Source organism: Laspinema sp. D2d, assembly GCF_025370755.1.
Lineage (GTDB): Bacteria > Cyanobacteriota > Cyanobacteriia > Cyanobacteriales > Laspinemataceae > Laspinema.
The window spans coordinates 15,709-42,243 of sequence record NZ_JAMXFC010000027.1 but is presented as its reverse complement, the minus strand read 5'-3'; the positions used below and the strand labels follow the sequence as shown (position 1 = coordinate 42,243).

The 26,535-nt window shown below is 49.6% G+C and carries 19 protein-coding genes; 11 read left to right on the top strand and 8 right to left on the bottom strand.

Annotation, left to right across the window (positions count from 1 at the left end):
- Positions 1–93: 93 nt before the first annotated feature.
- Entirely contained in the window at positions 94–4,752 is a 4,659-nt protein-coding gene (gltB, locus tag NG796_RS17755) for a glutamate synthase large subunit (protein WP_261208212.1), read from the bottom strand.
- A 1,053-nt stretch (positions 4,753–5,805) separates the two neighbouring features.
- On the opposite strand from gltB, the gene NG796_RS17750 reads away from it, so the two are divergent.
- Positions 5,806–6,216: a phosphomannose isomerase type II C-terminal cupin domain gene (locus NG796_RS17750; protein WP_261208210.1), complete on the top strand. Its 411-nt coding sequence runs from the start codon at positions 5,806–5,808 to the stop codon at positions 6,214–6,216.
- Positions 6,217–6,277: 61 nt separating this feature from the next.
- On the opposite strand, the gene NG796_RS17745 is transcribed toward NG796_RS17750, so the two are convergent.
- The gene (locus tag NG796_RS17745; protein ID WP_261208209.1) at positions 6,278–6,523 is read right to left on the bottom strand and encodes a hypothetical protein; all 246 of its coding nucleotides are present in this window, start codon (positions 6,521–6,523) and stop codon (positions 6,278–6,280) included.
- A 2-nt stretch (positions 6,524–6,525) separates the two neighbouring features.
- On the opposite strand from NG796_RS17745, the gene NG796_RS17740 reads away from it, so the two are divergent.
- From NG796_RS17740 to NG796_RS17710, 7 genes are all read left to right on the top strand, one after another.
- Positions 6,526–6,867, top strand: coding sequence for a HesB/IscA family protein (locus NG796_RS17740; RefSeq protein ID WP_261208208.1), 342 nt, complete (start codon positions 6,526–6,528; stop codon positions 6,865–6,867).
- A 171-nt stretch (positions 6,868–7,038) separates the two neighbouring features.
- Complete coding sequence (rpsL, locus tag NG796_RS17735) at positions 7,039–7,413, top strand: 30S ribosomal protein S12 (protein WP_261208207.1); 375 nt, start codon at positions 7,039–7,041, stop codon at positions 7,411–7,413.
- Positions 7,414–7,981: 568 nt separating this feature from the next.
- Positions 7,982–8,452 (top strand): 30S ribosomal protein S7, encoded by a 471-nt coding sequence (gene rpsG, locus NG796_RS17730; protein WP_261208206.1) that lies wholly within the window; start codon positions 7,982–7,984, stop codon positions 8,450–8,452.
- Positions 8,453–9,001: 549 nt separating this feature from the next.
- Positions 9,002–11,077: an elongation factor G gene (gene fusA, locus NG796_RS17725; protein ID WP_261208205.1), complete on the top strand. Its 2,076-nt coding sequence runs from the start codon at positions 9,002–9,004 to the stop codon at positions 11,075–11,077.
- Positions 11,078–11,181: 104 nt separating this feature from the next.
- Positions 11,182–12,432 carry an elongation factor Tu gene (tuf, locus tag NG796_RS17720; RefSeq protein ID WP_261208204.1) on the top strand — a complete coding sequence of 417 codons (1,251 nt, stop codon included), beginning with the start codon at positions 11,182–11,184 and terminating at the stop codon, positions 12,430–12,432.
- A 156-nt stretch (positions 12,433–12,588) separates the two neighbouring features.
- Positions 12,589–12,906 carry a 30S ribosomal protein S10 gene (rpsJ, locus tag NG796_RS17715; protein WP_015150337.1) on the top strand — a complete coding sequence of 106 codons (318 nt, stop codon included), beginning with the start codon at positions 12,589–12,591 and terminating at the stop codon, positions 12,904–12,906.
- Between the two features lie 384 nt (positions 12,907–13,290).
- Positions 13,291–13,935 (top strand): LON peptidase substrate-binding domain-containing protein, encoded by a 645-nt coding sequence (locus NG796_RS17710; protein ID WP_015150338.1) that lies wholly within the window; start codon positions 13,291–13,293, stop codon positions 13,933–13,935.
- Between the two features lie 73 nt (positions 13,936–14,008).
- Here the strand turns inward: NG796_RS17710 and NG796_RS17705 are convergent, their stop codons facing one another.
- The gene (locus NG796_RS17705) at positions 14,009–15,397 is read right to left on the bottom strand and encodes a hypothetical protein (RefSeq protein WP_261208203.1); all 1,389 of its coding nucleotides are present in this window, start codon (positions 15,395–15,397) and stop codon (positions 14,009–14,011) included.
- Positions 15,398–15,805: 408 nt separating this feature from the next.
- Positions 15,806–16,654, bottom strand: a complete 849-nt coding sequence (gene pheA / locus NG796_RS17700; protein WP_261208202.1) for a prephenate dehydratase — start codon at positions 16,652–16,654, stop codon at positions 15,806–15,808.
- A gap of 340 nt (positions 16,655–16,994) precedes the next feature.
- Between pheA and NG796_RS17695 the strand changes: the two genes are divergently transcribed.
- The 3 genes from NG796_RS17695 to NG796_RS17685 all read left to right on the top strand — a co-directional run bounded on the left by NG796_RS17695 (position 16,995) and on the right by NG796_RS17685 (position 19,365).
- Positions 16,995–17,585 carry a DUF1997 domain-containing protein gene (locus NG796_RS17695; RefSeq protein WP_261208201.1) on the top strand — a complete coding sequence of 197 codons (591 nt, stop codon included), beginning with the start codon at positions 16,995–16,997 and terminating at the stop codon, positions 17,583–17,585.
- Between the two features lie 117 nt (positions 17,586–17,702).
- Positions 17,703–18,257 carry a DUF1997 domain-containing protein gene (locus NG796_RS17690; protein WP_261208200.1) on the top strand — a complete coding sequence of 185 codons (555 nt, stop codon included), beginning with the start codon at positions 17,703–17,705 and terminating at the stop codon, positions 18,255–18,257.
- Positions 18,258–18,870: 613 nt separating this feature from the next.
- Entirely contained in the window at positions 18,871–19,365 is a 495-nt protein-coding gene (locus NG796_RS17685; RefSeq protein ID WP_261208199.1) for a helix-turn-helix domain-containing protein, read from the top strand.
- A 335-nt stretch (positions 19,366–19,700) separates the two neighbouring features.
- Here the strand turns inward: NG796_RS17685 and NG796_RS17680 are convergent, their stop codons facing one another.
- The 4 genes from NG796_RS17680 to NG796_RS17665 form a co-directional block, all read right to left on the bottom strand.
- Entirely contained in the window at positions 19,701–20,330 is a 630-nt protein-coding gene (locus NG796_RS17680) for a chemotaxis protein CheC (RefSeq protein WP_261208198.1), read from the bottom strand.
- 290 nt (positions 20,331–20,620) lie between these two features.
- Positions 20,621–21,667 carry a chemotaxis response regulator protein-glutamate methylesterase gene (locus NG796_RS17675; protein WP_261208197.1) on the bottom strand — a complete coding sequence of 349 codons (1,047 nt, stop codon included), beginning with the start codon at positions 21,665–21,667 and terminating at the stop codon, positions 20,621–20,623.
- Positions 21,668–21,964: 297 nt separating this feature from the next.
- Complete coding sequence (locus NG796_RS17670; protein ID WP_261208196.1) at positions 21,965–22,993, bottom strand: CheR family methyltransferase; 1,029 nt, start codon at positions 22,991–22,993, stop codon at positions 21,965–21,967.
- Between the two features lie 184 nt (positions 22,994–23,177).
- Complete coding sequence (locus tag NG796_RS17665; protein ID WP_261208195.1) at positions 23,178–26,507, bottom strand: HEAT repeat domain-containing protein; 3,330 nt, start codon at positions 26,505–26,507, stop codon at positions 23,178–23,180.
- Positions 26,508–26,535 lie beyond the last annotated feature (28 nt).

Below are 26,535 nucleotides of genomic sequence, written 5' to 3'. Positions count from 1 at the left end.
AACCCATCTCCCCCATCCTCCCCATCTCCCCCATCCTCCCCATCCTCCCCATCTCCCCCATCTCCCCCATCTCCCCCATCTCCCCCATCTCCCTTATGCCTTCACGGGCACCTTCTCAACAGTGGACTCAGCGGATGCCTCGGGACTATCGGCTTCCGAAGGCGGGACGACTTGCCAGAACTTGGGTAAATACTCCGTCCAGTTGTCCAGAATCTGAGATGCCTTCTCGCTACCCGTGTGTTCTTGGTGCATCTGAATCATCTCCTTGAGTTGCGCCTCTCCGGCAGGCGTCGTTACCCGCTGAACCTGGACAATCTCATGATTGACCAACTCCTCAAAACTGCCCTCTTCATCCAAGAAATAGGCCAATCCTCCGGTCATCCCGGCCCCCACGTTCCGGCCCGTTTTGCCCAGAACCACAATTACGCCGCCGGTCATATATTCGCAGGCATGGTCCCCGGCCCCTTCGATCACAGCCTTACCTAGGGAATTGCGGACCGCAAAACGTTCTCCGGCTTGACCCCGGGCAAACAAGTATCCGCCGGTGGACCCATAAAGGCAGGTATTCCCCACGATCGCATTGTCTGCCGGATTATAAGTGGCTCCCGCTGGGGGCACCACCACCAAGGTTCCGCCAGTCATGCCTTTACCGACATAATCATTGGCCTCTCCTTCTAGGCGCAGGGTGACTCCAGAGACATTAAATGCCCCAAAACTCTGTCCGGCAGCCCCTTGGAAGGTCAGGTTAATGTGACCGCCAAAGCCATTATTGCCATAGCGAGAGGCAATTTCCCCGGCCAGACGCGCCCCTAGGGAACGGTCTGTATTGACAATCGGCAGAGTTTTGGAGACTTGGGATTGAGTGGCGATCGCCCGAGTAATCTCTGTATCTGCCAACAATTCATCATCCAACACCGGCCCATTACTATGCACCGGACCATGATTTAACCAACTGCGATCGCCCCGGGTATCCGGCAACATCTTGGTAATCACATCCAAACTCAGTCCCTGAGTCTTGGTCAACTGCACCGACTCCCGCAGGGTCAGCAAGTCTCCGCGTCCAATCACGTCTTGCAAAGAGCGATATCCCAACATCGCCAACAATTGGCGAACTTCTTCCCCTATGAAATAGAAGAAGTTGACGACGTGCTCGGGAACCCCAGTAAACCGCGCCCGGAGTTTCTCCTGCTGGGTGGCGACGCCCACGGGACAATTGTTCGTATGGCAAATCCGGGCCATGATGCAACCTTCAGCAATCATGGCGATACTGCCAAAACCAAACTCTTCCGCCCCCATCAAGGCAGCAATCAGGACATCCCAGCCACTTTTCAAGCCGCCATCGGTGCGGAGGACGACGCGATCGCGCAGTCCATTGCTCATCAACACCCGCTGCACTTCGGCTAATCCCAATTCCCAGGGACTCCCAGCGTGTTTAATCGAACTCAAGGGAGAAGCGCCGGTACCGCCATCATGGCCGGAAATCTGGATAATATCCGCATTCGCCTTGGCAACCCCAGCGGCGATCGTGCCAATGCCAATTTCTGAGACCAATTTCACCGAAACCCCGGCTTTGGGATTAATTTGGTGCAGGTCAAAAATTAACTGGGCCAAATCTTCAATGCTGTAGATATCGTGGTGCGGTGGGGGCGAAATCAACGGCACTCCGGGCTTAGATTTCCGCAACATAGCGATATAGGGACTAACTTTTTTCCCAGGCAGTTGTCCACCTTCACCGGGTTTGGCCCCTTGCGCCATTTTAATTTCGATTTGCTGGGCACTCATCAGGTACTCGGGAGTCACCCCAAAGCGACCAGAGGCCACCTGTTTAATCGCCGAGGAAGCAGTATCCCCATTTTGTAACCCGTTCAGATGCGGTAACGAAGGCGACTTACCTTGGTCATCCACATCATCCAACCGACCAAACCGTACCGGGTCTTCCCCGCCTTCTCCGGAGTTGGATTTACCCCCAATCCGGTTCATGGCGATCGCTAATACTTCATGGGACTCCCGAGACAGGGCCCCGAGGGACATTCCACCCGTGCAGAACCGTTTGAGAATTTCGGCTACAGGTTCAACTTCATCAATGGAAATCGAAGGGCGATCGCTCTTGAAATCCAACAAATCTCGCAACGCTGTCGGTGGCCGTTCGGCTAAATACTGCTTATAGAGTTGATAATGCTCGTACCCTTCTCCAGAACCCTTGGTATCCGCTACCGCCTTATGTAGCGCCTTAGACATTTCCGGAGAATTCATGTGATATTCCCCACCCGGGCGATACTGGACAAACCCTTCATTCTGCAATTTCTTGCCCACGGGTTGGGGGAATGCCTTCTCATGGAACGCCCGCAGTTCTGAGGCTAATTCAGCGACACTCAATCCGCCAATTTGAGAAGCCGTACCCACAAAGGCCAGATCCAGCAACTCCCGACCAATCCCGATCGCCTCAAAAATTTGAGCGCCGTGATAACTCGACAGCAGGGAAATCCCCATTTTCGAGAGAATCTTCAACAGTCCCGCTTCGATCGCATGACGATAATTTTCCTGGGACTGCTCTAGGGTAACTTGCGGCAGTTTACCCCGTTCCATCAACTTCTGAGTTTTGCCATCTTCATGCCAATGGCGCACCGATTCTAAAGCCAAATAGGGACAAACTGCCGATGCACCATAGCCAATCAGACAAGCAAAATGATGGGTACTCCAACATTGGGCCGTATTGACAATCAAAGAAGCATGAGAGCGCAATCCTGCCCGAATCAGGGCATGATGAACCGCCCCAACCGCCACCAGTGGGGGAATGTAGGTGGTCTCCGCATTCGGTCCCGGTGCATCACTCAGAATCACCAGGGTTGCGCCATTTCGCACCGCTGACTCAGCTTGATTGCAGAGGGTTTGCACCGAGTCGGCCAATTCTGAGGGGCTATCTGTCAGGGGAAATAGGGTAGACAGAGACACCGCATCGGACCGAGATTCAATCTGGCGTAAATCCGCTTCATTGAGCACCGGGGAGTCAATTTCTAGCTGTCCTGCAAATTCGGGTTTGACTTCCAGGAGATTTCCCCGAACGCCTAAATGCATACGCAGGGACATCACCAGACTTTCCCGCAGGGGGTCAATGGGGGGATTGGTGACTTGCGCAAACCGTTGTTTGAAATAGTCATAAAGCAGACGGGGTTTTTGAGACAGAACCGCCAAGGGGATATCATCGCCCATACAGAAGGTCGGTTCTTTACCCATTGCCGCCATTTCTTCAACGATCATTTCCACGTCTTCGCTGGTGTAACCGAAGGCAGTTTGGGCGGATAGGAGTTGTTCAGAAGTCAGTTGATTGGCCGTCAGGGGAGTTTGGCGTTGGAGATGTTGACGATGTTGGGCCAACCATTCACCATAGGGATGGGCTTGAGCAATCCGTTCCTTAACTTCCCAGTTTTTGAGGACTTCGTGAGTGCTTAGGTCTACAACGAGGGTTTGACCGGGACCCAGACGGCCTTTTTCGAGGATGTCGGCTTCGGGAATATTGACGACACCGGCTTCGGAAGCGACCATGACTAAGCCATTACGGGCGATCGCATAGCGGGCGGGGCGTAATCCGTTGCGATCAAGAGTAGCCCCAACCTGTTGACCATCACTATAGGCAATCAAAGCCGGACCATCCCAAGGTTCTTGGATGCCGCTGTAGTATTCATAAAAATCGACAATAGACTGACGATTCTTGAGTGCAGGCTGATTTTTGTAAGCTTCCGGCACCATAATCATCAAGGCTTCGCTGGCGCGAGACCCCGATCGCACCAGCAATTCCATGACATTATCTAGGTTGGCAGAATCGCTATTGTTGGGATTGACTAGGGGTTTAAGTTGTTCAATCTTTTCCCCCCATAGCGGCGACTGTAAATCCACTTGCCGCGCCATCATCCAATTGATATTGCCCAACAGGGTATTAATTTCCCCATTGTGTCCTAACAACCGCATCGGTTGAGCCAACGGCCATCGGGGCAGGGTATTGGTGCTAAACCGGCGATGATAAACCGCGAAAGCACTGGTATAGGACTCATCCAGCAGATCCAGATAAAAGTCACAGAGCACCGCAGAACGAACCATGCCTTTATAGACAATGGTGCGGTTAGAGAAGGAGCAAATATAGAAATCTTGTCCCCAAATCATAGGATTTGGGTGGTTCGGCCCCCCTGCATTCACTTTCAAGGCAGAACCGATCGCGCGGCGCGTCAGATACAGATGCCGTTCCAACTCATCCCCGGTTTTATCCGGCGAATGGACAAACATTTGCTCAATATGAGGCTGATTTTCCCGCGCTTGCACCCCCAACACTTCCGGACGCACGGGGACCTTACGCCACCCCAACAGTTGCAAATTATATGTTTTGAGCGTGTCCTCAACCATTTGACGCGCTGCCTGTTGCAACACCGGGTCCAGGGAGAAAAACACCATCCCGACCCCAATAGATTCGAGGGGATAGGAATTCGGGTTATGCTCTTGTAACCAAGGCTGGAAGAGTTGCCAAGGAATAGCGGTCATTACTCCGGCCCCATCTCCCGAATCCCGGTCGGCAGAACAACCGCCCCGATGTTCAAGACAGGTTAAGGCATTGAGCGCCATTGAAACAATTTCCCGACTGGGAACGTTTTCGGGATTGGCGATATAACCGACTCCACAGGCGTCTCGTTCTTCCACTAACCAGGGTTGACCGAGAAAACCGAACTCATTGATGGAATTGGATTGAGTATTTGGGTTGGGCATTGCTTTTCGGGTAGATGATGGATGGAGAATTGTAGAGTTTAGAGTTTAGGTTTTAGAGGTTCTTCCGGTTAAATCTGCCAGCTTTTAATCATCGATTTCTCTATAAATTAGGGGTAAACAATGTTGGGATGGAAATGAGCCGGTCTGGGGTAGGCGCGATCGCATTTAAATGCTGTCCCTTCTGACCCTCAAGGGTTTGGCTTGATCTGGTGAGGTGCCTATCCGTTTTTACCCGAATGCAAGTCCCGAACGGAAATAGCCAATCTGGCGATCGGGCATCTGTGTAAATTGACCTTCTTTCTCATTAATTTTAGAAGGTTTTCAGGCCATTGTTAATTCCGGTCTGACTTGAGCGGTTGTCTTGAGAATGGCCCTAAATTTGTGTTGAACCTGGGGACTTTCTCGGTTCCCTCTGATTTAGCTCTCCTTCCCTGCGGTCTTGAGATGCTGAGGGCGGCCCTGTTGAACCAGGATGGACCAGAGGAGTCCAGATTAAACCCCTGAATGTTAGGGGTAAGCCACAGTTATAGGTCCGGATTAAAAATCATATAGAAATAACTTTCATCTGACAATCCCTGGTCTGAAGATACTCAGGACTTACACATGAGATCTATAAAAGATGGGCCATCCAACGGAGTTGCCCCAAGCTGTAGAGGGGGATGGGTGCGATCGCTCATACCGATTAAGGGTTAAGTGTTGAGGTGAAAATTAAAGCCCGGATAAAGTCCCTAGGGTTAGAGATTAAAGATTTGATATAGATTGCCCCAATCTATCCCGAGGACGACTGACAAGGGGTTTTTGGCTTGTTATGGTGGGGTAAAGAGGGTTCGGGAAGGCCCTCGGTTCTGTAACGAAATTCAATGCTTTATTTTAATTGGGCGCTTTCGGGGAAATATATCTTTAAGAAGCAGATCCGAGCTACTCGTTAGCTCAACTCATGTCAGAAAATTTCTCATCGTGCAGATCCACCCCAAACGAACCTTCCGGGCGATCGCTTAGATGGACTGGATGCCGCTTCCCCACTCTCAATCAACGATTATGGAGACTCGAACAATGGCTAACGCTCAAGAAATTCTTCATCCCGTAGCAACTGCTACCTCTTCATCCTCTGCGATGGTGGCAGCAACGGAACTCCGCCCCTGGGGTTCGTTTACGGTTTTAGAAGATGCGAAAGGATATAAAATTAAGCGAATTGAAGTCAAACCGGGTCACCGTCTCAGTTTGCAAATGCACCACCATCGCAGCGAACATTGGATCGTGGTTTGCGGAACAGCCCGGGTGGTTTGCGGAGACCAAGAACTGATGCTCACCAGCAACCAGTCTACTTATGTGCCGCAATGCACGAATCATCGTCTGGAAAATCCCGGGGTGATTCCTTTGATTTTGATTGAGGTTCAAAATGGGGAATATTTGGGTGAAGATGATATCGTGCGCTTCCAAGATGACTACGCCCGGACTAAATAATCCTCATTGGGATGGTCAGCAACTCTTGTGATTTTCTTGTTTTTATCGCTATAGCGGTGATTCAATGGCGGCCTAAAATAGGCCGCCATTGGAGTTTTGGGGGAAGGGTTGTCAATGGGGAAGGAGAAAAAACTTCCCGTTGTGATAGGGCGGAATGGGGTTTGAATCGGTTATAAATGAGAGGCGATCGCCTTTTATCCGAGTAAAGGGCGATTTTTCGAGGAAATTCTCCGGCGATCGCGGTAGCATTTGAGTCGCGATCGCGGTAAAATGGCGATCGCCGATCACGACAGCCAATGTCCACCATTCATGATTCAGCTGAGTAAAGCAGCCGTCACCGAAATTAAACGCATCCAGTCTAAACAGTCCAACCCAAATGTCTGGTTTCGTCTCGGGGTTGAAACCGGGGGTTGTGCTGGGTGGTACTATACGATGGCGTTTGACGAACAGTGCAACCCCGATGATCTCATCTGTGAGTGCGATGGCGTTCAAGTGACGGTCGATAGCCGCCTCCTCGACTATCTCAACGGCCTAACTTTAGATTACTCGCAGGATTTGATGGGAGGAGGGTTCCGCTTCCATAATCCCAAGGCTGCAAAGACTTGTGGTTGTGGTAACTCCTTCTCAATTGTTGAGTCCTCCACCCCCTAGGGACCCGCTTAGGTCAGCCCTTCAATCTTTAATATGGCCCCCCGGCGATTTTTATCCCCTGCCATTTAAGATTGTTGTTCTGCCCTAAAAATTGACACGGGATACTAGGGTAAGATATAATTGTAGATTGTTGTCAACTTGATCCTTGAAAACCTGAATACCCCATAACTCATGCCCACAATACAACAACTTATTCGTACCGAACGGCAGAAGATCGAAAAGAAAACCAAGTCGCCTGCACTCAAGAGTTGTCCGCAGCGTCGGGGCGTTTGTACGAGAGTTTATACCACCACACCGAAAAAACCGAACTCAGCCCTCAGAAAAGTAGCACGGGTTCGTCTGACCTCTGGATTTGAAGTCACCGCCTACATTCCAGGCATTGGTCATAACCTGCAAGAACACTCCGTAGTGATGATCCGAGGCGGCAGGGTCAAGGATTTACCCGGAGTTCGTTACCACATCATCCGTGGAACTTTAGACACTGCCGGAGTCAAGGACCGCCGTCAAGGGCGTTCTAAATATGGGGCGAAGCGTCCTAAATCCTAAATAGATATTAAATGAGGCGCGAAGCCTGAATCAGAACCTTCAAGGGTCTGCTGGAAAGTTGAAGGGCGATCGCTGATGTGGGGTATCCAAGGTATTGAACCCAAGGATTAACAAGCTTCCCACGGGATGCAGAGAGTCCAACCCTTAAGTTGATCGACAAAAAGAGGTACAATCTGACGGCGCTCATCTCGCCCAATGATGGCCTGAAAAACCCCATCGATTCAATGGATGATATCAGGATGAGCGATCCCCAGAAAGATTCAGGTAGTTCTCAACGGACTCGGTAGGAAAACTAGAGGGAGCAGTCGCCTTGGACAGCTAAAAGATGCGATCGCCTGACCTAATTAAAGCATCGGCCAGACCATCAAGCCTGTCCAACCCATCGCGAACCGTCACTTCACAGGGACTAAGCGGACCTCCGAACACTCCAAAGAAACAAAACCGCCTTCCTGCCCACAACAGTGGGAGGATTCAAGCTGAATCGCCTCAGCCACAAATCACAGCTAGTCATGGCTAGTTACAGTTAGTTACAGTTAGTTACAGTCGTTAGTTTGGGTGAAAAGTTAGTATGTCTCGTCGCACTGGTAGTCAAAAACGTTCTGTTGCTCCCGATCCAGTTTATAACAGCCGCTTGGTTGGTATGATGGTGCGGCGCGTAATGAAGAGTGGCAAAAAGTCAGTTGCCTTCAACATTGTTTACAACGCCATGAAAACCATCGAAGAAAGAACCGGCGCAGATGCCCTGGAAGTCTTTGAAAAGGCGGTCAAAAATGTGACTCCCCTAGTGGAAGTCAAAGGTCGTCGGGTTGGCGGGGCCACCTATCAAGTCCCGATGGAAGTTCGGTCCGATCGCGGTACAGCCTTAGCCTTGCGCTGGATCATTCACTTTTCCAGAACCCGTGCGGGTCGCACGATGGCAATGAAATTGGCAAACGAATTAATGGATGCCGCCAACGAAACGGGCAACGCAATCCGCAAACGGGAAGAAACCCACCGGATGGCAGAAGCTAACAAAGCGTTCGCGCACTATCGTTACTAAAATCGGAATCAAACCCATTGCGGAAAAAAAAGGTGTTCTATGTAAACAAATTTTGCAAAAAATATTAAAATGTAACAGGACCGGGGAAAATCCACAGGAGTATGACCCATTCGGGTTGACTTCTAAGACGGTGGATTCCTTCTGTCATGTCGAGGTGAACCTTTTTCTAGACTTCTAGAAAAGTGGCAAAGCAGAAGTCAAACTCCTTAAAAAAATAACAGCGAGTGACTTCGCAACCCGAGGAGAATTTTTAGGTGTTGTCTTCTCGGGAAGGTAAGTCGGTGAAATGACGTTAGCCCGTTTCAGCAAACGGCGGGTCACCCAACCCCATTCAACCCTAAGACTTACTGAAAGTCGAACGCGACATTCCCAGCGCGATCGTCAAGCGCTTAGGAAATAGAATCGCCAAGCGTCTAAACAGTAAAACCGCCAAGCGTCTGGTGAAGTAGAATCGAGGATTGTGCCGGAGGCTTGGAAAGGCACGAACATCAAAGTGCGTTTAACGCATCATTCAAAGATAATTGCGGCAACACAAACAAGGAGGTAGCTGTGGCACGTACTGTCCCGCTTGAGAAAGTGCGAAACATAGGAATCGCCGCCCACATCGATGCGGGCAAGACCACAACGACGGAGCGGATTCTGTTTTATTCCGGTGTGGTTCACAAAATCGGTGAGGTGCATGATGGCAACACCGTGACAGACTGGATGGAGCAAGAGCGAGAGCGGGGCATTACCATCACGGCTGCTGCCATCACCACCAGTTGGAAAGACAACCAGATCAACATTATTGACACCCCCGGTCACGTAGACTTCACCATTGAAGTGGAGCGCTCCATGCGTGTACTGGACGGCGTGATTGCCGTCTTCTGCTCCGTGGGTGGAGTTCAGCCGCAATCCGAAACCGTGTGGCGTCAAGCCGATCGCTATAAAGTGCCGCGCATCGCGTTTATCAACAAGATGGACCGCACTGGGGCGAATTTCTACAAGGTTTACGATCAGATTTGCGATCGGATGCGGACTAATGCCGTAGCGATCCAACTCCCGATCGGCAGCGAAGACCAATTCTCTGGCATCATCGACTTGGTAGGAATGAAGGCTCGGATCTACACCAATGATACGGGTACTGATATCCAAGAGACCGAGATTCCCGATGACCTAATGGAACTGGCTCAAAAATATCGCACCAAGCTCGTTGAAGCCGTGGCAGATATGAGCGATGTGTTGACCGAAAAATACCTCGAAGGTGAAGAATTCACCGAGGAAGAAATCGTCAAAGCATTACGCCAAGGAACCATTAGCGGTAAGATCGTCCCCACCATGTGCGGTTCGGCCTTTAAGAACAAAGGGGTACAGCTCCTATTGGATGCCGTGGTAGATTATCTACCCGCTCCCATTGACGTGCCTCCGATTCAGGGAACCTTGCCCAATGGGGAAGAAATCACTCGCAGTGCCGATGACAAGGCTCCCCTCTCGGCATTAGCCTTCAAAATCATGGCCGATCCTTATGGACGTCTGACCTTTATTCGGGTCTATTCCGGCGTTCTGGAAAAAGGCAGTTACGTTCTCAACTCCACCAAGGATAAGAAAGAACGGATTTCCCGCCTGATTGTCATGAAAGCCGACGAGCGGATTGAAGTCGATGAACTGCGAGCTGGGGACTTGGGTGCCGCTGTCGGTTTGAAAGACACCTTCACCGGCGATACCATCTGTACCCCGGATAGTCCGGTGATTCTGGAATCCCTGTTCATTCCGGAACCCGTGATCTCCGTGGCGGTGGAACCCAAGACCAAGCAAGACATGGAGAAGCTGTCGAAAGCACTGCAATCCTTGTCCCAAGAAGACCCCACCTTCCGGGTGAGCATTGATGCCGAAACCAATCAAACCGTGATTGCCGGGATGGGTGAACTCCACCTCGAAATTCTGGTGGATCGGATGTTGCGCGAGTTTAAGGTAGAAGCGAACGTGGGTGCACCCCAAGTTGCTTACCGAGAAACGATTCGGAAAGCCGTCAAAGCTGAAGGCAAATTTATTCGCCAAAGCGGTGGTAAAGGTCAGTACGGTCACGTCGTCATCCAGATCGAACCGGGTGAGCCAGGTACCGGATTTGAGTTTGTCTCGAAAATTGTGGGCGGAACCGTACCTAAAGAGTACATCTCCCCCGCAGAACAAGGGATGAAAGAAGCCTGCGAATCTGGGATTTTAGCAGGCTACCCCATGATTGACATCAAGGCCACGTTGGTAGATGGTTCCTACCACGATGTTGACTCCTCGGAAATGGCCTTTAAAATTGCTGGCTCTATGGCAATTAAAGAAGGGGTGATGAAAGCGTCACCCGTTCTGTTAGAGCCTATGATGAAGGTTGAGGTAGAAGTTCCCGAGAACTATCTCGGGGACGTAATGGGCGACCTCAATTCCCGCCGGGGCCAAATCGAAGGAATGGGCTCCGAGCAAGGAATTGCCAAGGTGACTGCTAAAGTTCCATTAGCAGAAATGTTTGGCTATGCCACGGATATCCGGTCTAAAACCCAAGGCCGAGGTATCTTTACGATGGAGTTTAGCCGCTATGAAGAGGTGCCTCGCAACGTGGCTGAACCCATCATCGCCAAGAGTAAAGGGAACGCATAATAGTAGTTCATTTGTTCACGGTTCATTGTTCATTGCTTTTTCCCAATGAACAATGAACAATGAACAATGAACAATGAACGATTGAGAAAGGAACTAGAGAAGACATGGCACGCGCAAAGTTTGAACGGAATAAACCCCACGTTAACATCGGTACGATCGGTCACGTTGACCACGGTAAAACGACCCTGACCGCAGCAATTACTCTGACTCTTGCTGCTCTGGGTCAAGCCAAAGCCAGAAAGTACGATGAAATCGATGCTGCTCCCGAAGAAAAACAACGGGGGATCACGATTAACACCGCTCACGTGGAATACGAAACCACTGATCGTCACTATGCCCACGTTGACTGCCCGGGTCACGCTGACTATGTGAAAAACATGATCACCGGAGCTGCCCAAATGGATGGCGCTATCCTGGTGGTGTCCGCTGCTGATGGCCCTATGCCTCAGACCCGGGAACACATTCTGTTGGCAAAACAGGTGGGGGTTCCGAATATCGTCGTCTTCTTGAACAAACAAGACCAAGTTGATGATGAAGAACTCCTGGAACTCGTGGAACTGGAAGTTCGCGAACTCCTGAGCTCCTACGATTTCCCCGGTGATGATATTCCGATTGTTTCCGGTTCTGGTCTGTTGGCCCTAGAAGCCTTGACCAAAACTCCGGGTCTCAAGAAAGGTGACAATGAGTGGGTTGATAAAATCTACGCCTTGATGGATGAAGTGGATGCTTACATTCCGACTCCGGAACGGGCGATCGATAAGCCCTTCTTGATGGCGGTAGAAGACGTCTTCTCCATTACGGGTCGGGGAACTGTTGCCACGGGTCGGATCGAACGCGGTAAGGTCAAAGTCGGCGAAACCGTGGAATTGGTTGGAATCAAAAACACTCGCAGCACCACGGTGACTGGGGTGGAAATGTTCCAAAAAATCCTGGAAGAAGGTCTGGCTGGAGATAACGTCGGGGTCCTGCTCCGGGGTATCCAAAAGGCAGATATCGAGCGTGGGATGGTGATTGCTAAACCCGGTTCGATTACGCCTCACACTCAGTTTGAATCTGAAGTGTATATTCTCAAGAAGGAAGAAGGGGGCCGTCATACACCGTTCTTCTCTGGCTATCGTCCTCAGTTCTATGTTCGGACGACTGACGTGACCGGAACCATTAAAGCCTTCACCTCCGACGAAGGAGACGAAGTGGAAATGGTCATGCCCGGAGACCGGATCAAGATGACGGTTGAACTAATCAACCCGATCGCCATTGAACAAGGGATGCGCTTCGCCATCCGTGAAGGTGGACGGACCGTCGGCGCGGGTGTGGTCTCTAAAATCCTCGACCAACCAGCAGCAGCCAAGAAGTAAACCGGCTTAGGGCGCTCCTGCCTTTTAAGGCAGAAGCGTCCTGATTGACGGTAGAGCAGAAAAGCTATCCCAACTTGAGAAGCTTTTCTGCTCTGCTTGTGTCTGTCACGGGTCAAATGACCCATTTATTAACCGAACCTAGACAACTAAAAATCAATGGCTACCTTACAACAGCAAAAAATTCGTATTCGTCTAAAAGCCTTCGATCGCAGATTGCTGGATACTTCCTGCGAAAAAATCGTAGATACCGCGAATCGGACCAACGCCACAGCCGTCGGCCCTATTCCTTTACCGACGAACCGACGTATTTACTGTTTACTCCGTTCTCCCCACGTGGATAAAGATTCCCGGGAGCATTTTGAAACTCGTACTCACCGCCGCATTATCGATATCTATCAACCGTCTTCTAAGACGATTGATGCGCTGATGAAACTCGATTTGCCTGCCGGTGTAGATATTGAAGTCAAACTCTAAAGGTCTTCCTCAGCCGATCGCACGGTCTGCATAAATCCAGCGCCTCGCTTCTGGCATTACAGCGGACTGTTTTATCTATACTTTTAAAAAAGGAGAACTCAGAATTCTCCTTTTTTAAACATTTAAGCGGAGACCAACCTTAAAAGCGATCGCCTTTCAATCTATTAAAATTCTTTAAAATTCTAATTACGCTTAAAAAACTTTCCTTAAAATTGAAATTTTCCTAACATAACACTTTAAAAAAGTCAAGCTTTTAAATCAAAAAATTATCAAAAAATCCTCACTCAGTCGGGAGGGTGGACCGGCGATCGGCGGGTGCTGGAATGTTCAGTTCAAACCTATCAGCTAAGATAAAAGCGAAGTTACTTTTTGAACTGAGGCATAATGCAATCCTCCTCCTCGATCGCCGTTCGAGAACTCCCCTTATTTCCCTTACCTGAAGTCGTACTCTTTCCCGGCAGACCCCTCCCCCTGCATATTTTCGAGTTTCGCTACCGAATTATGATGAACACCATTTTGGAGAGCGATCGCAGATTTGGGGTACTTATGTGGGATCCCGTCAAAGGTCAACCCAGCTCCATCGGGTGCTGTGCGGAAATTCTGCAATATGTCCGACTCCCCGACGACCGGATGAAAATGCTCACCCTCGGCCAGCAGAGGTTTCGAGTCCTAGAATATGTCCGAGAAAAACCCTATCTCGTTGGGTTAGTCGAGTGGCTCGAAGATCAACCCCCCGAGGAAGACCTCCGACCCCTCGCCAGTGAAGTTGATCGGCTCTTAAGAGATGTGGTCCGTCTTTCTGGCAAACTCATGGATCAAACCATCGAACTTCCCGACGACATCCCCGATCTCCCCGTGGAACTCTCCTATTGGGTCGCCAGTAATCTCTATGGCGTCGCTGCCGAACAGCAATCCCTTCTGGAAATGTTAGATACCGGAGCCCGACTGGAACGCGAATCAGAGATTCTCACCTCCACGCGCTCTCATTTGGCCGCACGGACCGTCCTCAAAGACACCCTGAATGAGTGAGCAAAGCCTTTGGATATTGGATTTTAGATCGGCGATCGCCTCTAAAATCCAACATCTCTCGATTTCTAAGTTTCTAAAATCTCAACCGTCCCACTCCTCCATACCAATGGCGAAGGGCCAGCCAAACCACGGACAGCAATCCAGCAACACTCAACGTTAGACCCGTATAGCCGCCAACTAATCCCCAGATTGGCAGAACTGCTCCAGTAAAGGTACAAATCAGTGCAGCTAACGAAGCGCGCTTCTGATTTCCCAAACCCCATACCAACAGCAACAGGATGAGAGAAAGCAACAGCCAAGCCAGGGTAACATCCATCACCCGACTAAAATAAGTCAAACTCAACAATCCTGCAAAAAATAGACCCCCCGCCAGGGAGACATCCACCAGACGCATCGGGACCGAGAGATAAAGCAGGACAATCCACCACAAAAATACCCCCGGTGCTAACAACAGTAACCGAGGCAGCACCCCTGTCTTACGGACCGTCTCTGTTGCAGTAAAAACCCCAAACGGATCGCGAACCGATACATTATCTTCAAACACCCAACTAAAGCGCGTCCCCGAACGTTCTTGGTTCGTGGCGGTTGGGATAATCCCACTGGCAAAATCAGCTGTGGGAAAATTTGCTAATGCGGTGAGGCGGAAATTAGAGAGGGACTCACCTTGGGAATTGTAAACCCATCGAGGTCCTCCTTGAGCCTTGTAAGTCACCCGAAAGCGCGTTTCTTCCCCAGGTTGTAAGGAGAACGGAAAACCATAATCTCCCGGATTAATTTGGAGCATCCGCTCCCCATCCCGCTCTACTTTAAAGTTTTGGAGTAGGGAATAACCATAAGGAGCAGGAATTTCAAAGAAAAAATTCCGAGGTTCTCTCAGGGAGTTAATCACTTGGTATTCTGCTTCAAATTCAGCCAGATAAATGGCTTTGTTATTGCTAACATCTGTTGATTGATTAAGGGTGACGGAAATTTCTGAACCCGAGAGGGCCAGGAAACGATTGACTTCTTGGGTATCCTGGATTTCAACTAACTGACCATTAATCCAATTGCTGTATTTGTACGGTTCTTCAACCACATAGCGAATCCGAGGAGAAGGCTGTTCCAGTCGTTCTCCTGAAACGCTGGCAGCTATCTCTTGAACCCGGGATTGTTCCCAGTGATGATAGCGATTGGCTAAGGTCGAGGATAAAAAGAATCCCCCGATTAAAAAGGCGAGAATTAAAATAAAATGGGGTAACTTGTGGAGCAAAACTAAATAACCGCCTACCCAATCTTCGAGGAGGGGGAAGGGGGGTTCGGGTTGTCGGTAAGTCCATTTGATAGCAGCGATCGCCAATCCGAAAACCACTAAAAAAATTCCTAAGCCTACGGATAGACTGAGAATGCGATCGCCAAACTGCATCAATTCATCAGCATGAGTCAGATCGGGTAATGCCGGAATGCCTTGAACCATTGAATACATAATCAGGGTAAAGCTGAAATCCTCCAGCTTCTCAAAGGGTTAAAGGAAGGTAGAATAGGTTTATCGATCTATCCCCATCGCCACACCAGGGAGTCAGACCCGGAACCGGATTGGTTGCATCCATAAACTAGATCAGAAGGGTTACATCTCCGATGACGATCGCCCCGGGAAGAAATGACATCCTTTAGTCATGCGATCGCCATAACACTGCCATATCTGCTGACTACTCTTTTTATAGAGAACAATAACGTTCACTTCTCACACCACATGAGAACCTCGCTCAACAGCTCCGAGCGGGGTCTTTTTTTTGACGAAAACCTACCGTTTTAATTGGGTGGAACCCCTTTAGGTCAGGATTCGAGATAGATGCTGCCTATCCTAACCTGACCAACCCCCAGGAGACATCCCCTAATCCGACTTAATCGCGACAAAATCGTAACTGCCAAAAATTTTCAGCGTCTCCGTATGGGAGCGTAATTCCTGGAATGCTGATTCCACCGAGGATTTTCGAGAATCGCATTCTAAATCGAGAAAAAACAAATATTCCCCGAGCGATCGCTTTGTTGGACGAGATTCAATCCGACTTAAATTAATCCCCCGACTGGCAAAGACTTGGAGCGGTTGAGACAGCGCGCCGGGAAGATTCGCGGGGACACTAAACCCCAACGAGGTATAAGCCCCCCCGGGAGACGGTTGTAAACTCACTACCCAAAAGCGAGTGCAGTTATCCGGGCGATCATTAATCGGAAAAGCGATGATGGGGAGATCGTAAAGTTCAGCAGCGCGTTGAGAAGAAATCGCCGCAGCGAAGCGATCGCCTTCTAACTGTTGCACCGCCTCCGTTGTAGAATTCGTGGGAATTAACTGTACCGCCGGGAGAAACTGTTCCAACCATCCCTGACATTGAGCTAACGCTTGGGGATGAGAATACACCGTTTTGATCGCTGACAACTCGGGGACAGGTGAAATCAGCGCATGGGAAATCGGCAACACCAGAGCCCGTTGAATTTGCAGACTATCTAACTGCCAAATGGCATCTAAAGTCATCGGTACACTCCCTTCCAGGGAATTTTCCACGGGGACCACTGCCCGTTGAGCCTGCGATCGGGCAACAGCGCGTAACGTTTGGGAGATACTGGGATAGGGACATAACAGACAGTCCTCCCCTGTATCTTGCTGCAACTGGTCCACATAAGCTAGAGCTGCCGCTTCAGAATAGGTGCCTGGAGGCCCTAAATAGGCAATGGATACAGTCATCGCAGGTTTCCTCAGTTAACTCAGTTCTTTTTGAAAAATAGCAAAAGGGTGAACACCAGAAAGCTCCAAAAAGTTGGGTCTACTTCCCTGGGTGTGCTGGTCAAACTTTCATCGGTGAGATTATCCCAATCCGTTAAGTTTTTGAGGGGGTTTCTCAGAAATAGAGTAAGATTAACGGCAAGTTAAAGCGGTTATTCTACAGATAGCCTGGGTCATTTCCCGTATTTAATCACCAAATGGCCCAAAATAAAGCCTGAGCTAGGAAAGTTTACACTTTGTTAAATAAATGTAAATTTTGATAGCGTAGTGATTAAGAAACCTCAACCTGAGTTTAACCCCCATGCATAATATCCGGTTTGTCGCCTCTCAATCTGTGTCCATACCTGTTCCCGTGCAACCTGTTCCGATTCAACATTATCTACGGCAACCCCAACGGTTAATTCAGGCGCTGGTGGATCCGACGCGCACTGAACAATTAGGGAAAGAGCGGTTTAGATTAAAAATGCGTCCCTTAGAATTTATGATGCTGCGGATTCAACCGACGGTAGATCTCCGAGTCTGGGCAAAACCCGATGGAACTGTGCATTTGGTTTCCGTGGGGAGTGAAATCCGAGGGATTGAATATATCGATCGCCGCTTTTGCCTGGATCTGGTAGGGAAACTTTCCCCAGTGGAAGAAGGGGGGGTCACTTATTTGAAGGGAAAAGCGGATTTAGTCGTAGAAGTAGATTTGCCACCGCCCTTGTGGATGGCCCCGAAATCTTTATTAGAAACTACAGGGAATGGATTGCTGAAGAGTGTGTTGCTGACGATTAAACAACGGTTGATGTACCAGTTGTTGCTGGATTATCGTCATTGGGCATCGGATGCCACCGAGTCGGAGTTGGCGCTGGGGGGTCAAGTGCTGTCCCCGAATACACCCTCCGCATAAGGGATAGAGGCCGATCGCGAGTTCAGCCCTGGGGTACATAGAAAATATTGCCAATAGGTGTAAACTACTGTAAGGTTTATGAAACCCGCTTAACAAATATTCATAGAGTCTTCTCCCATGTACTATCAGTTTGTTGCCACCCAATCGGTTGATCTGGCTGTTCCACAGCAACCTGTAGAGATTGAGAGGTATTTGCAGTCCCCTGAACGAATTGTTAGGGCGATCGCAGATCCAAGCTGCATCGAACAGTTAAGTAGCAATTGCTACCGCCTCAGAATGCGCCCCTTAAACTTTTTTAGTTTAAAAATCGAACCCACCGTAGACATGAAAGTTTGGGCGGATGGGGATGGTACAATTTGTTTAGAATCCGTAGGCTGTAATTTGCGTGGGATTGAAACCATTAATGAACACTTTCAGTTAGAACTGAGTGGGACAATGGAAGCCTATCGCAATCAAGGGAAGACTTATTTAGGAGGGGATGCGGAGTTAGGATTAACCATTTACCTACCCCCACCGTTTTCGATGATGCCGAAATCCATGATTCAAAGTACGGGGAATAATTTACTCGGAAATGTCCTCCTGAAAATGAAACAAGGATTAATGCAACAGTTATTATTAGATTACAAAACTTGGGCAACCACCGAGCAAGGGAAAGAACTGGTGGCAGCTTAGAAGAAGCTTTAGGCATGAGGAGAAAGTCTGTAGAGGTCATTCCGGGGGGATTGCCTCTACTGGGTCCTCAATCCCCAAGAAGATGCGCGATTGCTGTAAATTTAATCATTTTTTAAGAGATTAGATCCAAGAGGAGGGTAATCTGGTTGCAGGGTCCGCGATCGCACCTGGCACAGAAGACTCGCCGGATCAAGCCTAATTTAACCACAGCACCTCACCCGCGTTACCTCGGGTGGGGTGAAATTGCTATGAGAAAAAGCTAAACAGCCAGTTTAGGATAAGGGTGATTGTAGCGACAGATTGCCATTGACTCATCGGGCTGTCGAGAATAAGATATGGGTAGCATTTGATTTTAATCCACAAATGGGATAAGGAAAAGATGCCTACGTCCCTACCCATTCCGGATTGACCCGCTGCTGATTCATTGAGTAGAGAGTACCCTAGGTCAACCGGATGCGGACTTAACCCGATCACGAACCGTCATGAACTATTCAAGGCGATCGCAACCGCGAGGATGCCTGCGACTGTTTTTATAGCAGCGAGGGCGAGTTCCTGGTTTGTGTTAATCTCGCCAAAATTAAGCTGGAGTTATTTTAATTAGAGCGATTGTAAAATGGCGAACACCCTCAAGTTAGATATCAAAGAACCAGCAGATGAACTCAAAACTCGTTTCAAAAAAGAGACGAACGCTCAAAAAAAAGAAAGACTACACGCATTGTACTTGCTAAAATCTGGTAAAGTCACCACCTTAGAATCCCTTTCAAGGCTGCTATCGAGAGATACTTCAACCCTCTATCGCTGGTTTCAGAAATACAAACATGAAGGATTAGAGGGATTACTCAAAGTTTATAAACCCGCTGGGAGACCCATTACCATTCCCGCCGAGGCCCTAGAAAAACTGAAATTAAGAATTCAAAGCGACGAAGGGTTTAACAGTTATGGAGAGATTCAATCTTGGTTGAAAGAAGCCTGCGGAGTTGATGTAGATTATCATGTAGTTTACCGAGCAGTTCGCTATAAATTCAAAGGAAAATTTAAGTCAAACAGGTGCTCAAGGCCGAGAAGAAGTTCTCCAATTTCTCCGTTGCAACTTAGCTCATTTAATTGAGTTAAAATTAGTCTATCAATGGACTATGCTTTTGGGAAAATTCTCTCAAGCCAATAGGCTTTGAGAAAGGGGTTCAAAAAAATCAAGCCAAAATTGCTTAAGAGGTCTTTTTCTATTAAATAAGCGAGCTATTTCATGTATTTTTAGGTTAAAAATATCGGAAATGCTCGCTTTTTTCAACAAAAACTCTTTTAGTTATTGCCGAACTGTTTATTTAAAACATAGTAGGGATGAAACCCCGGATTGACTGGGAAGCCAGACATCATTTCTTCGCCTGATTGTAGCGCTAGAAAAGACTTGAAAAATTTGGAAAGCGCGAGAAATTTCATACAATACTAGGAACAAGAAACCGAAAGAGAGGCCCAAGTTTCAATCGCTTTAATTAAACAGGAAATAGAAACAACACCGGATACAAAAACGAGATGAGTCGGTACAGATTTATCATGAAATTGTAACAAAGTCTCCACCACAAGAGCATACCGAAATTCATTCTTGCCAATGGTGAGAGAGTCAGTCAGGGAAACGAGTTCTTCAATATCAAAGCAGGGAATAGAAAACGAAAGTTGTCGCTGAAGCATTTTGCTTAACATCCCTAAATAAGCATTTAAAACAATATTTCCGACTTCAGTTAAAATCTCACAAGCTGAAGCATCGAGGCGATGAGGGAGGATATCCGAATCATGCCTGAATACATTAGACAACATCAAGGCATAGTAATAATCGACTAACAATAGAGCATCCCCGGTGATAGAACCCGTAAACAATTGATGAATTGTTGCCACTTGGTTCGGTAAAAGTTCGGAAAATTCAGGGACCAATCCACTGAGCGGCTGGAGGGAAACATTAGAGACCTGGACGACGACTGGGAAACCAATCAGTTCTGAAAGGGAGGCAGCAGTGCGTCGGGCTAAGGCCATTTTGGTAAATTCAGTTAATCCATTTTTTTGTGTTTCAGTCAGTAGCATTGTTCACCTCTATGTTGCTAATTAAATGGCTAAGGCCAGTATCCAAAATGGTTAAGGGTAATATTCCCTGAAAACCCGCTGGGGTATGACCGCCCTAAACCCTAAATTCTCAACCCTGAAATGAGAGACCCTAAATGGAGGAATTGAAATGTCCTCGTCATCGATCGCCAGAACAGAAATTTCAGAGAAACCCGAGTCAACAGTTTTTCGGATGAACCCGAAACTAACCCAACTGCCGAACCCCTTTGGGGCGTTTCCTTGCCCTCACAAGAAACAACCCCGGTGGACCATTACAGCCGGTCAAGAATCGCCTGTGCCATGCCATCTAAAGGCAAAGAGCGGTCACTTAAGCCCGCTTCGACAACCGATCGCGGCATTCCATAGACAATACAACTTTCCTCCGCTTCGGTAAAAATGGATCCGCCACGAGATTTAATCCAAGCCGAACCTTGAGTGCCATCGGAACCCATCCCTGTCATCACCACCCCCAAAACGCGATCGCCATATATCTCCGCTGCGGATTGAAACATCACATCCACCGAGGGACGATGCAGTGTATCGAACGGGCGAGCATCCAGATGCGTCCTCACCGTGCCATCACTGTGGCGAACAAACGTCAAATGCCGTCCCGCCGCAGCGACAAACACAACCCCTGGTTCAAGTACATCCCCTTCGGAAGCTTCTACAACCTTGATCAACGACATCTCATTCAGCCGTTTGGCATACATTGCGGTATAACCCACAGGCATATGTAACACGATCGCCACAGGGACAGGTAAATCCGCAGGCAACTGACCGATTAAAAAAGCTAGGGCCTGGGGACCCCCGGTAGAAATTCCGATCGCCACGAGGTCCACCACCCCAGATGAGGGGGAAGAAGGTATCGCCTTGCTCAATTGAATCGGTCGTTCCGACATCACCGGCAGGCGATTCAGGGGCACATTAGCAGCCGCTTTCACCTTTTCAATCAACTCATTGCTAATCTCAAAAATCTTTTCATTTGCCAACGCCGTAGGCTTTTGTAAGAAGTCAACCGCCCCCGCATCCAGTGCAGCCAGTACCTGTTCACCCCCTTCACTCGCAATACTAATAATCACCACCGGAATGGGACGACGAGCCATTTGTTTATGCAAGAATTCCACCCCGTCCATTTCCGGCATGATCAAGTCTAAAGTCACCACATCGGGGTTGAGGTGTTCGATCGCCTCCAATGCTTCTGCACCATCTCGGGACGTTCCTACCACTTCAATAAAGGGAGAACGGGATAACATTTGCTTGACCACCTTGCGGACATAAGCTGAATCATCTACGACCAAAACTCGTACAACTTTCTTCATATAGCTCTCCATTGATTGAACCCTTGATGTTAATGAATTGGACTTAATTTAAGCTGTTACTTGTCTAAATTAGAGATTAGAAAATTAGGAACCCTTTGGAGTGCATTCGCGATCGCAACAAACAGCCTGTGCGTGATGCCTGGAAGCCTGCCTACTTGCTTTACATCTTGCTCTCTACAAACACCCAATTGAAATGCTGAACAGCTTAATCCTTTTTTGGCTTAAAAATAGAAATTATTCAATTTGCTTCTTTTTAATTTAAAGGATGAGTAACCACATATCCTAATTTTTCGCCCTTTACCCTTTAATAACTTTCTCCTTAACATACACAAAAGCACCGCCTATTTCTCGTAAATCAAAATCGCTATTCAGTTTGAGCAGCGATTCAGAAGACCCTAAAAATAAATAAGCACGACTGGGCATCTTCTGATAAAAATAATCAACAGTTTTCCGAATCGAATCTGGTGAGAAATAGATAAATACATTCCGGCAAAAAATGATATCAGCTTGACTGAATCGTTCAATTTCTGACTCATTCATTAAATTGGCAAGACTCCATTGAATACGCTTATGCAGGGAAGAACAGACTTGCCAACCGAATTCTGATTTGGTAAAGTATTTCTCTTGGAGGGATGCCGAAAAATTGCGGAAAGACCGCTCTCGATAAACTCCCGTTTGAGCTTTGGCGATCGCCACGCTAGCGGCATCAGACGCATACAATTCAATGGGTAAGCGTTCAAACCATCCCCCTTCCTCCAATGCCATCACAATGGAAAGGGGTTCTTCTCCCGTAGCACAGGCAGCACTCCAAATTCGCAGGGGTTTGGAAGAAAGCGAGTAAGAACCCCCCCGAGCAACCATCTCTCGACGCTCCGCCAAATATTGGGGTAACAACACCTCAACCAGAGCGGTTAATGCATCGTTTTCTCTCCAAAAGAAGGTCTCCGGGACTGAAAGAACATCCAGGACCGACTTCCATTCATTGGTAGCGATCGCATCGTATTTCAGCAGATAGTAATAATCTAAAAATGAATTTAACCCGCGATCAATTACGCGAGGAGTCAGTTTATCTGCTAAAATTTCCCGCTTATCATTGTCGTAGTATAAACCCGTCCGTTCATGAATCAAATCGCGCAGAATAGTAAAAACACTATCCGTCAACTGTAAAGGCTCTGGAAAAAATCTCATGGCTAGAATAGAAAAGTATAGAAATCTTTCATGAGACACAACATCCTGGACGTTGATTAATACCTCGATGTCCAAGATGAGCGATCGCTTCCGGGTCAGGATTAGATCAAGGGGAGCAGAAACCAGGAATAGGTCCAAACCCTTCGGACTTTAAGAGTAGATCTGTTCTCCACACATTCCCGGGTCTTCCTGCCCAGAACCTAACCCCGGCAAAGCAGAAAATGGGCCTGAGATTCAACTGAAATTGACCAGAATAACGGTAAAAGCCGTTAACCCCTAGAATCCCTCTCCATCTCCCCATCCGGCCCCGCTGGTCTGCCAATCAGCTTTGCAGAACCTTACGGGCAGCCCGACGAACCCGAGTATCCGAATCAGTCCGCGCCAAAATGACTAACTTATCCTCACAGGCATGGTTACCCAGATGACCCAGGGCAGTCACGGCAGCGAGGCGGACTTGAGGATCGCTATCATCCAGGGCCAAAATTAACAGTTCGGAGGCTTCTGGATGTTTTAAGCGAGTCAGAATTTCCACCACCGCAGTGCGCACCGCTGGATGGACATGGCGTAAACCCCGCCCGATCGCCTCAATATAGGCTTCAATAGAGACGATCGCCGGGTAAGGATTAGGATGGTTGAACCCTTTGCTATCATGGACTCCGCCGCGAGTGGCTAAGGTTTTGATGCAAGTATCCCGGCAGGTGGGGTCCACCGTTAAATCCAAGAGGGAGGCGATCGCCTCGGGAGTCCCCATCCGCGCTAAAGAATCGATCGCCGCCTGCACCACCCGGGTTTCGGGGTCGGCGGCCCCCAACCATTGCAGGGCAACTCCCGCTTCCGTGCCGCCCCGTTCTTTAAACGCTTGCAAGGCATCCATTCGCCGTTCGGCTTGGGGAGAATTTAAAGCAGTTAATAACGGGGCCAGAGCCATTGGATGCTCAATTCGCCCTAAGGCGCGCAGGGCGGCCCGGACCAAATCTTCATCTTGGCCGGGGTCTTCGGCAATGGCGGCTAAAATCGGGACGGCTTGTTCTTGGCCGAAATAGCCCAAAGCTTCCGTAGCGGAAGCCCGCACCGGATTGGCGGGATCGTGCAAGGCGAGGTTTTGCAGGATGGCAAAAAAGTTGGAGATGGGGCTGAGTTCGTCCCACTGTGCTGCTTGCTCTGAAATATTTTCCCGGCGGCGGCTATGGGTGAGCTTGGCCGTGGCACTTACGGCATAGTAGCGAACCCAAGAGTCCTCATCCTGTAAGGCTTGGAGTAGATACTCATAACACAAGGGATGTTCAATTTCCCCACAGGCGCGAGCGGCTGCAGCCCGGACGAGGGGGGTATCGTTGTCGAGGACTTTTTTGAGAACGCTCAGGGCGCGCTCTTCTTGTTCTAAGTAGGGAAGATGCTCGATCGCCGCACGGCGTACCCGTTCTTCCGGGTCTTGGCAGAGGTTAAATAAAGGGTCAATGCAGTTGGCATAGGCAAAATATCCAGCGATTTTAATGGCGGATTCGCGGACAAGGGGGTTGGCATCCAGGAGGAGGGTTAAGACCCGTTCAGGCATGGCCGGATGGCCCAGAGAGTTGAGGGCCGCGATCGCTCCGAGGCGGACGGAGACATCGGGATGACCTAATAAGGCAATCAGGGCTTCATAGGAGGAGCGATCGCCAATTTGCGCCAGGGAGGTGGTGGTCACCATCACCAACTCGGAGGTTTGATTGAGCAACTGTTCCATTAAAGCGGGGACGGACTGACTGCTGCCAATTCGGCCCAGGGCAATGATGGCCGCTTTTCGCGTCTCCAGGTCTTCAGCATCGAGTTGTTCAATTAACAGGTCAGTAACCGGGCTGCGGGAACGGACTAAGGCTTCTAGGGCAATTTCGCGCACTTCCGGTTTACCCAGCAACTGTCCCAGGGTTTGGGCGACGGCGGGACCCTCTAACCAGCCCAAGATCAGGGCCAGGGCGGGTAATTCTTGGGAGTTGGGGTTGAGGGTAGTGGCGAGGATCAGGTTCTCTTGGCCTCGGGGTAAGATTTGGGCGCGGGTGAGGTCGGCGATATGAATGCCTTCCCCAAAGAGAGTTTCATAGCGGTGGTAAATGGCGGCGATCGCGACCGCTATTTCTTTGATGGGCTGTTGTTCGAGGTTTAATAAGGTGGCGAGGGGCTTGATGACATCGGCATCTCCCAGTTGACCGAGGGCATCGGCCACTTGGGGACCGAGGAGTTCGTTGGTTTCCAGGAGGGTGGCGAGGCGGGGGGCAATGGTGCGATCGCCAATCCGAGTCAGGGCATCAATGGCGGGAAAGGCCAGGAAGAAGTCTTCAGATTCAGCAAGGGTGAGCAGGGGTTCCACCGCATCCACACCCCGCAAGCGCCCCAGGGCTTCAATGGCGTGATAGATGACGTTGGTATCGGGGTCATTGAGGACTTCGATCAAGGCAGGTACGGCCCGGTCATCATGACGTTCCCCCAGGGCGAGGGCGGTATAGATCCGAAGGTCGGGGTCTGGATCTTTGAGGCATTCGACCAGGGAGGGAATGGGGTCAACGTCGCTGAGAACGAGGATTTGGAGGACGCTGTTGAGGACGTTGGGATTGCGGTGTTGCTCGCGCAACATTCGCAGGAGTTCGATGGCGATCGCTGGGTCATTTTGTTGGGCGAGGCTATCGACCGCTTCACGACGGACCCGCCAACTGAGGGTATTTTTGAGCAGGGGAAGCAGACGGGGGGCAATGGCGGTATCGCAAATCCGCATCAGGGCATCTAAGGCGGGAAAGGCGAGGAAAAAGTCATTGGACTCGGCGATCGCCACGAGGGGTTCGACAGCTTCAGGGGCGCGTAACTGGCCCAAGGCATCGATCGCGTGATAGCGGACATTGGGGCTGGGGTCCTCTAGGGCCGTGAGTAGGGGTTGGACGGCTCTGGGGTCGGCGCGTTCGCCCAGGGCCAGGGCAGCATAAATCCGTAAGTCAGGGTCGGAGTCGCTCAGGCATTCCACTAAGGCGGGAATCATATCGACTTCGGAGACGGCTAAGACCTGAAGCACGCCATTGAGGATGCCTGGATTGCGGTGTTCGTTACGCAGCAGTTGTAATAATTCAGCCGTTAAGTTGGGGTCGGTATCGGAAGCCAAGCGATCGACCGCATCCCGTCGCACTTGCCAATTTTTATCCTGTAAGGCTTGCAAGAGCGGAAAGTTAGCAAAAGTCAAGGAGGAGGACACCTCATTGCTGATCGGGGCTTCCTCCCGGGTACTCAATATCGATTCCGGGCGGGAAAGCTGTTCGGCGAGTTCTCGTTCCCGCTCTAACCGAGGGGTGACATCTTCAATGGTGACAATGGTCCCGATGATGCGGTCTTTATCCCGCAGGGGCCCAATGGTCACCCGTTGCTGCATATGGTCGAAATATTTGGAGGGGACTAAGGGGGGGCAGGGGATCAAGTAGTGGTGCAGGGCTGGGGCGAGAGTTTCTACCACTCCTTCAGTCAGAACCCGCTCAAAGCGAGTGGCGAATCCCCGGGAGATCAGGTCCGGAGCCAGGGTAGCTAAATGGAGTCCGACAGCGGTTTCTCCACTGAGGCCAGTCATTTGGGCGAGGCGGGGGTCCCAGGAGCGTACAATCAGATTCGTGTCGGTTGTAAAAATGCTAATAGTCATGAGCCTGACACCGGGTTGTAAGGATGAA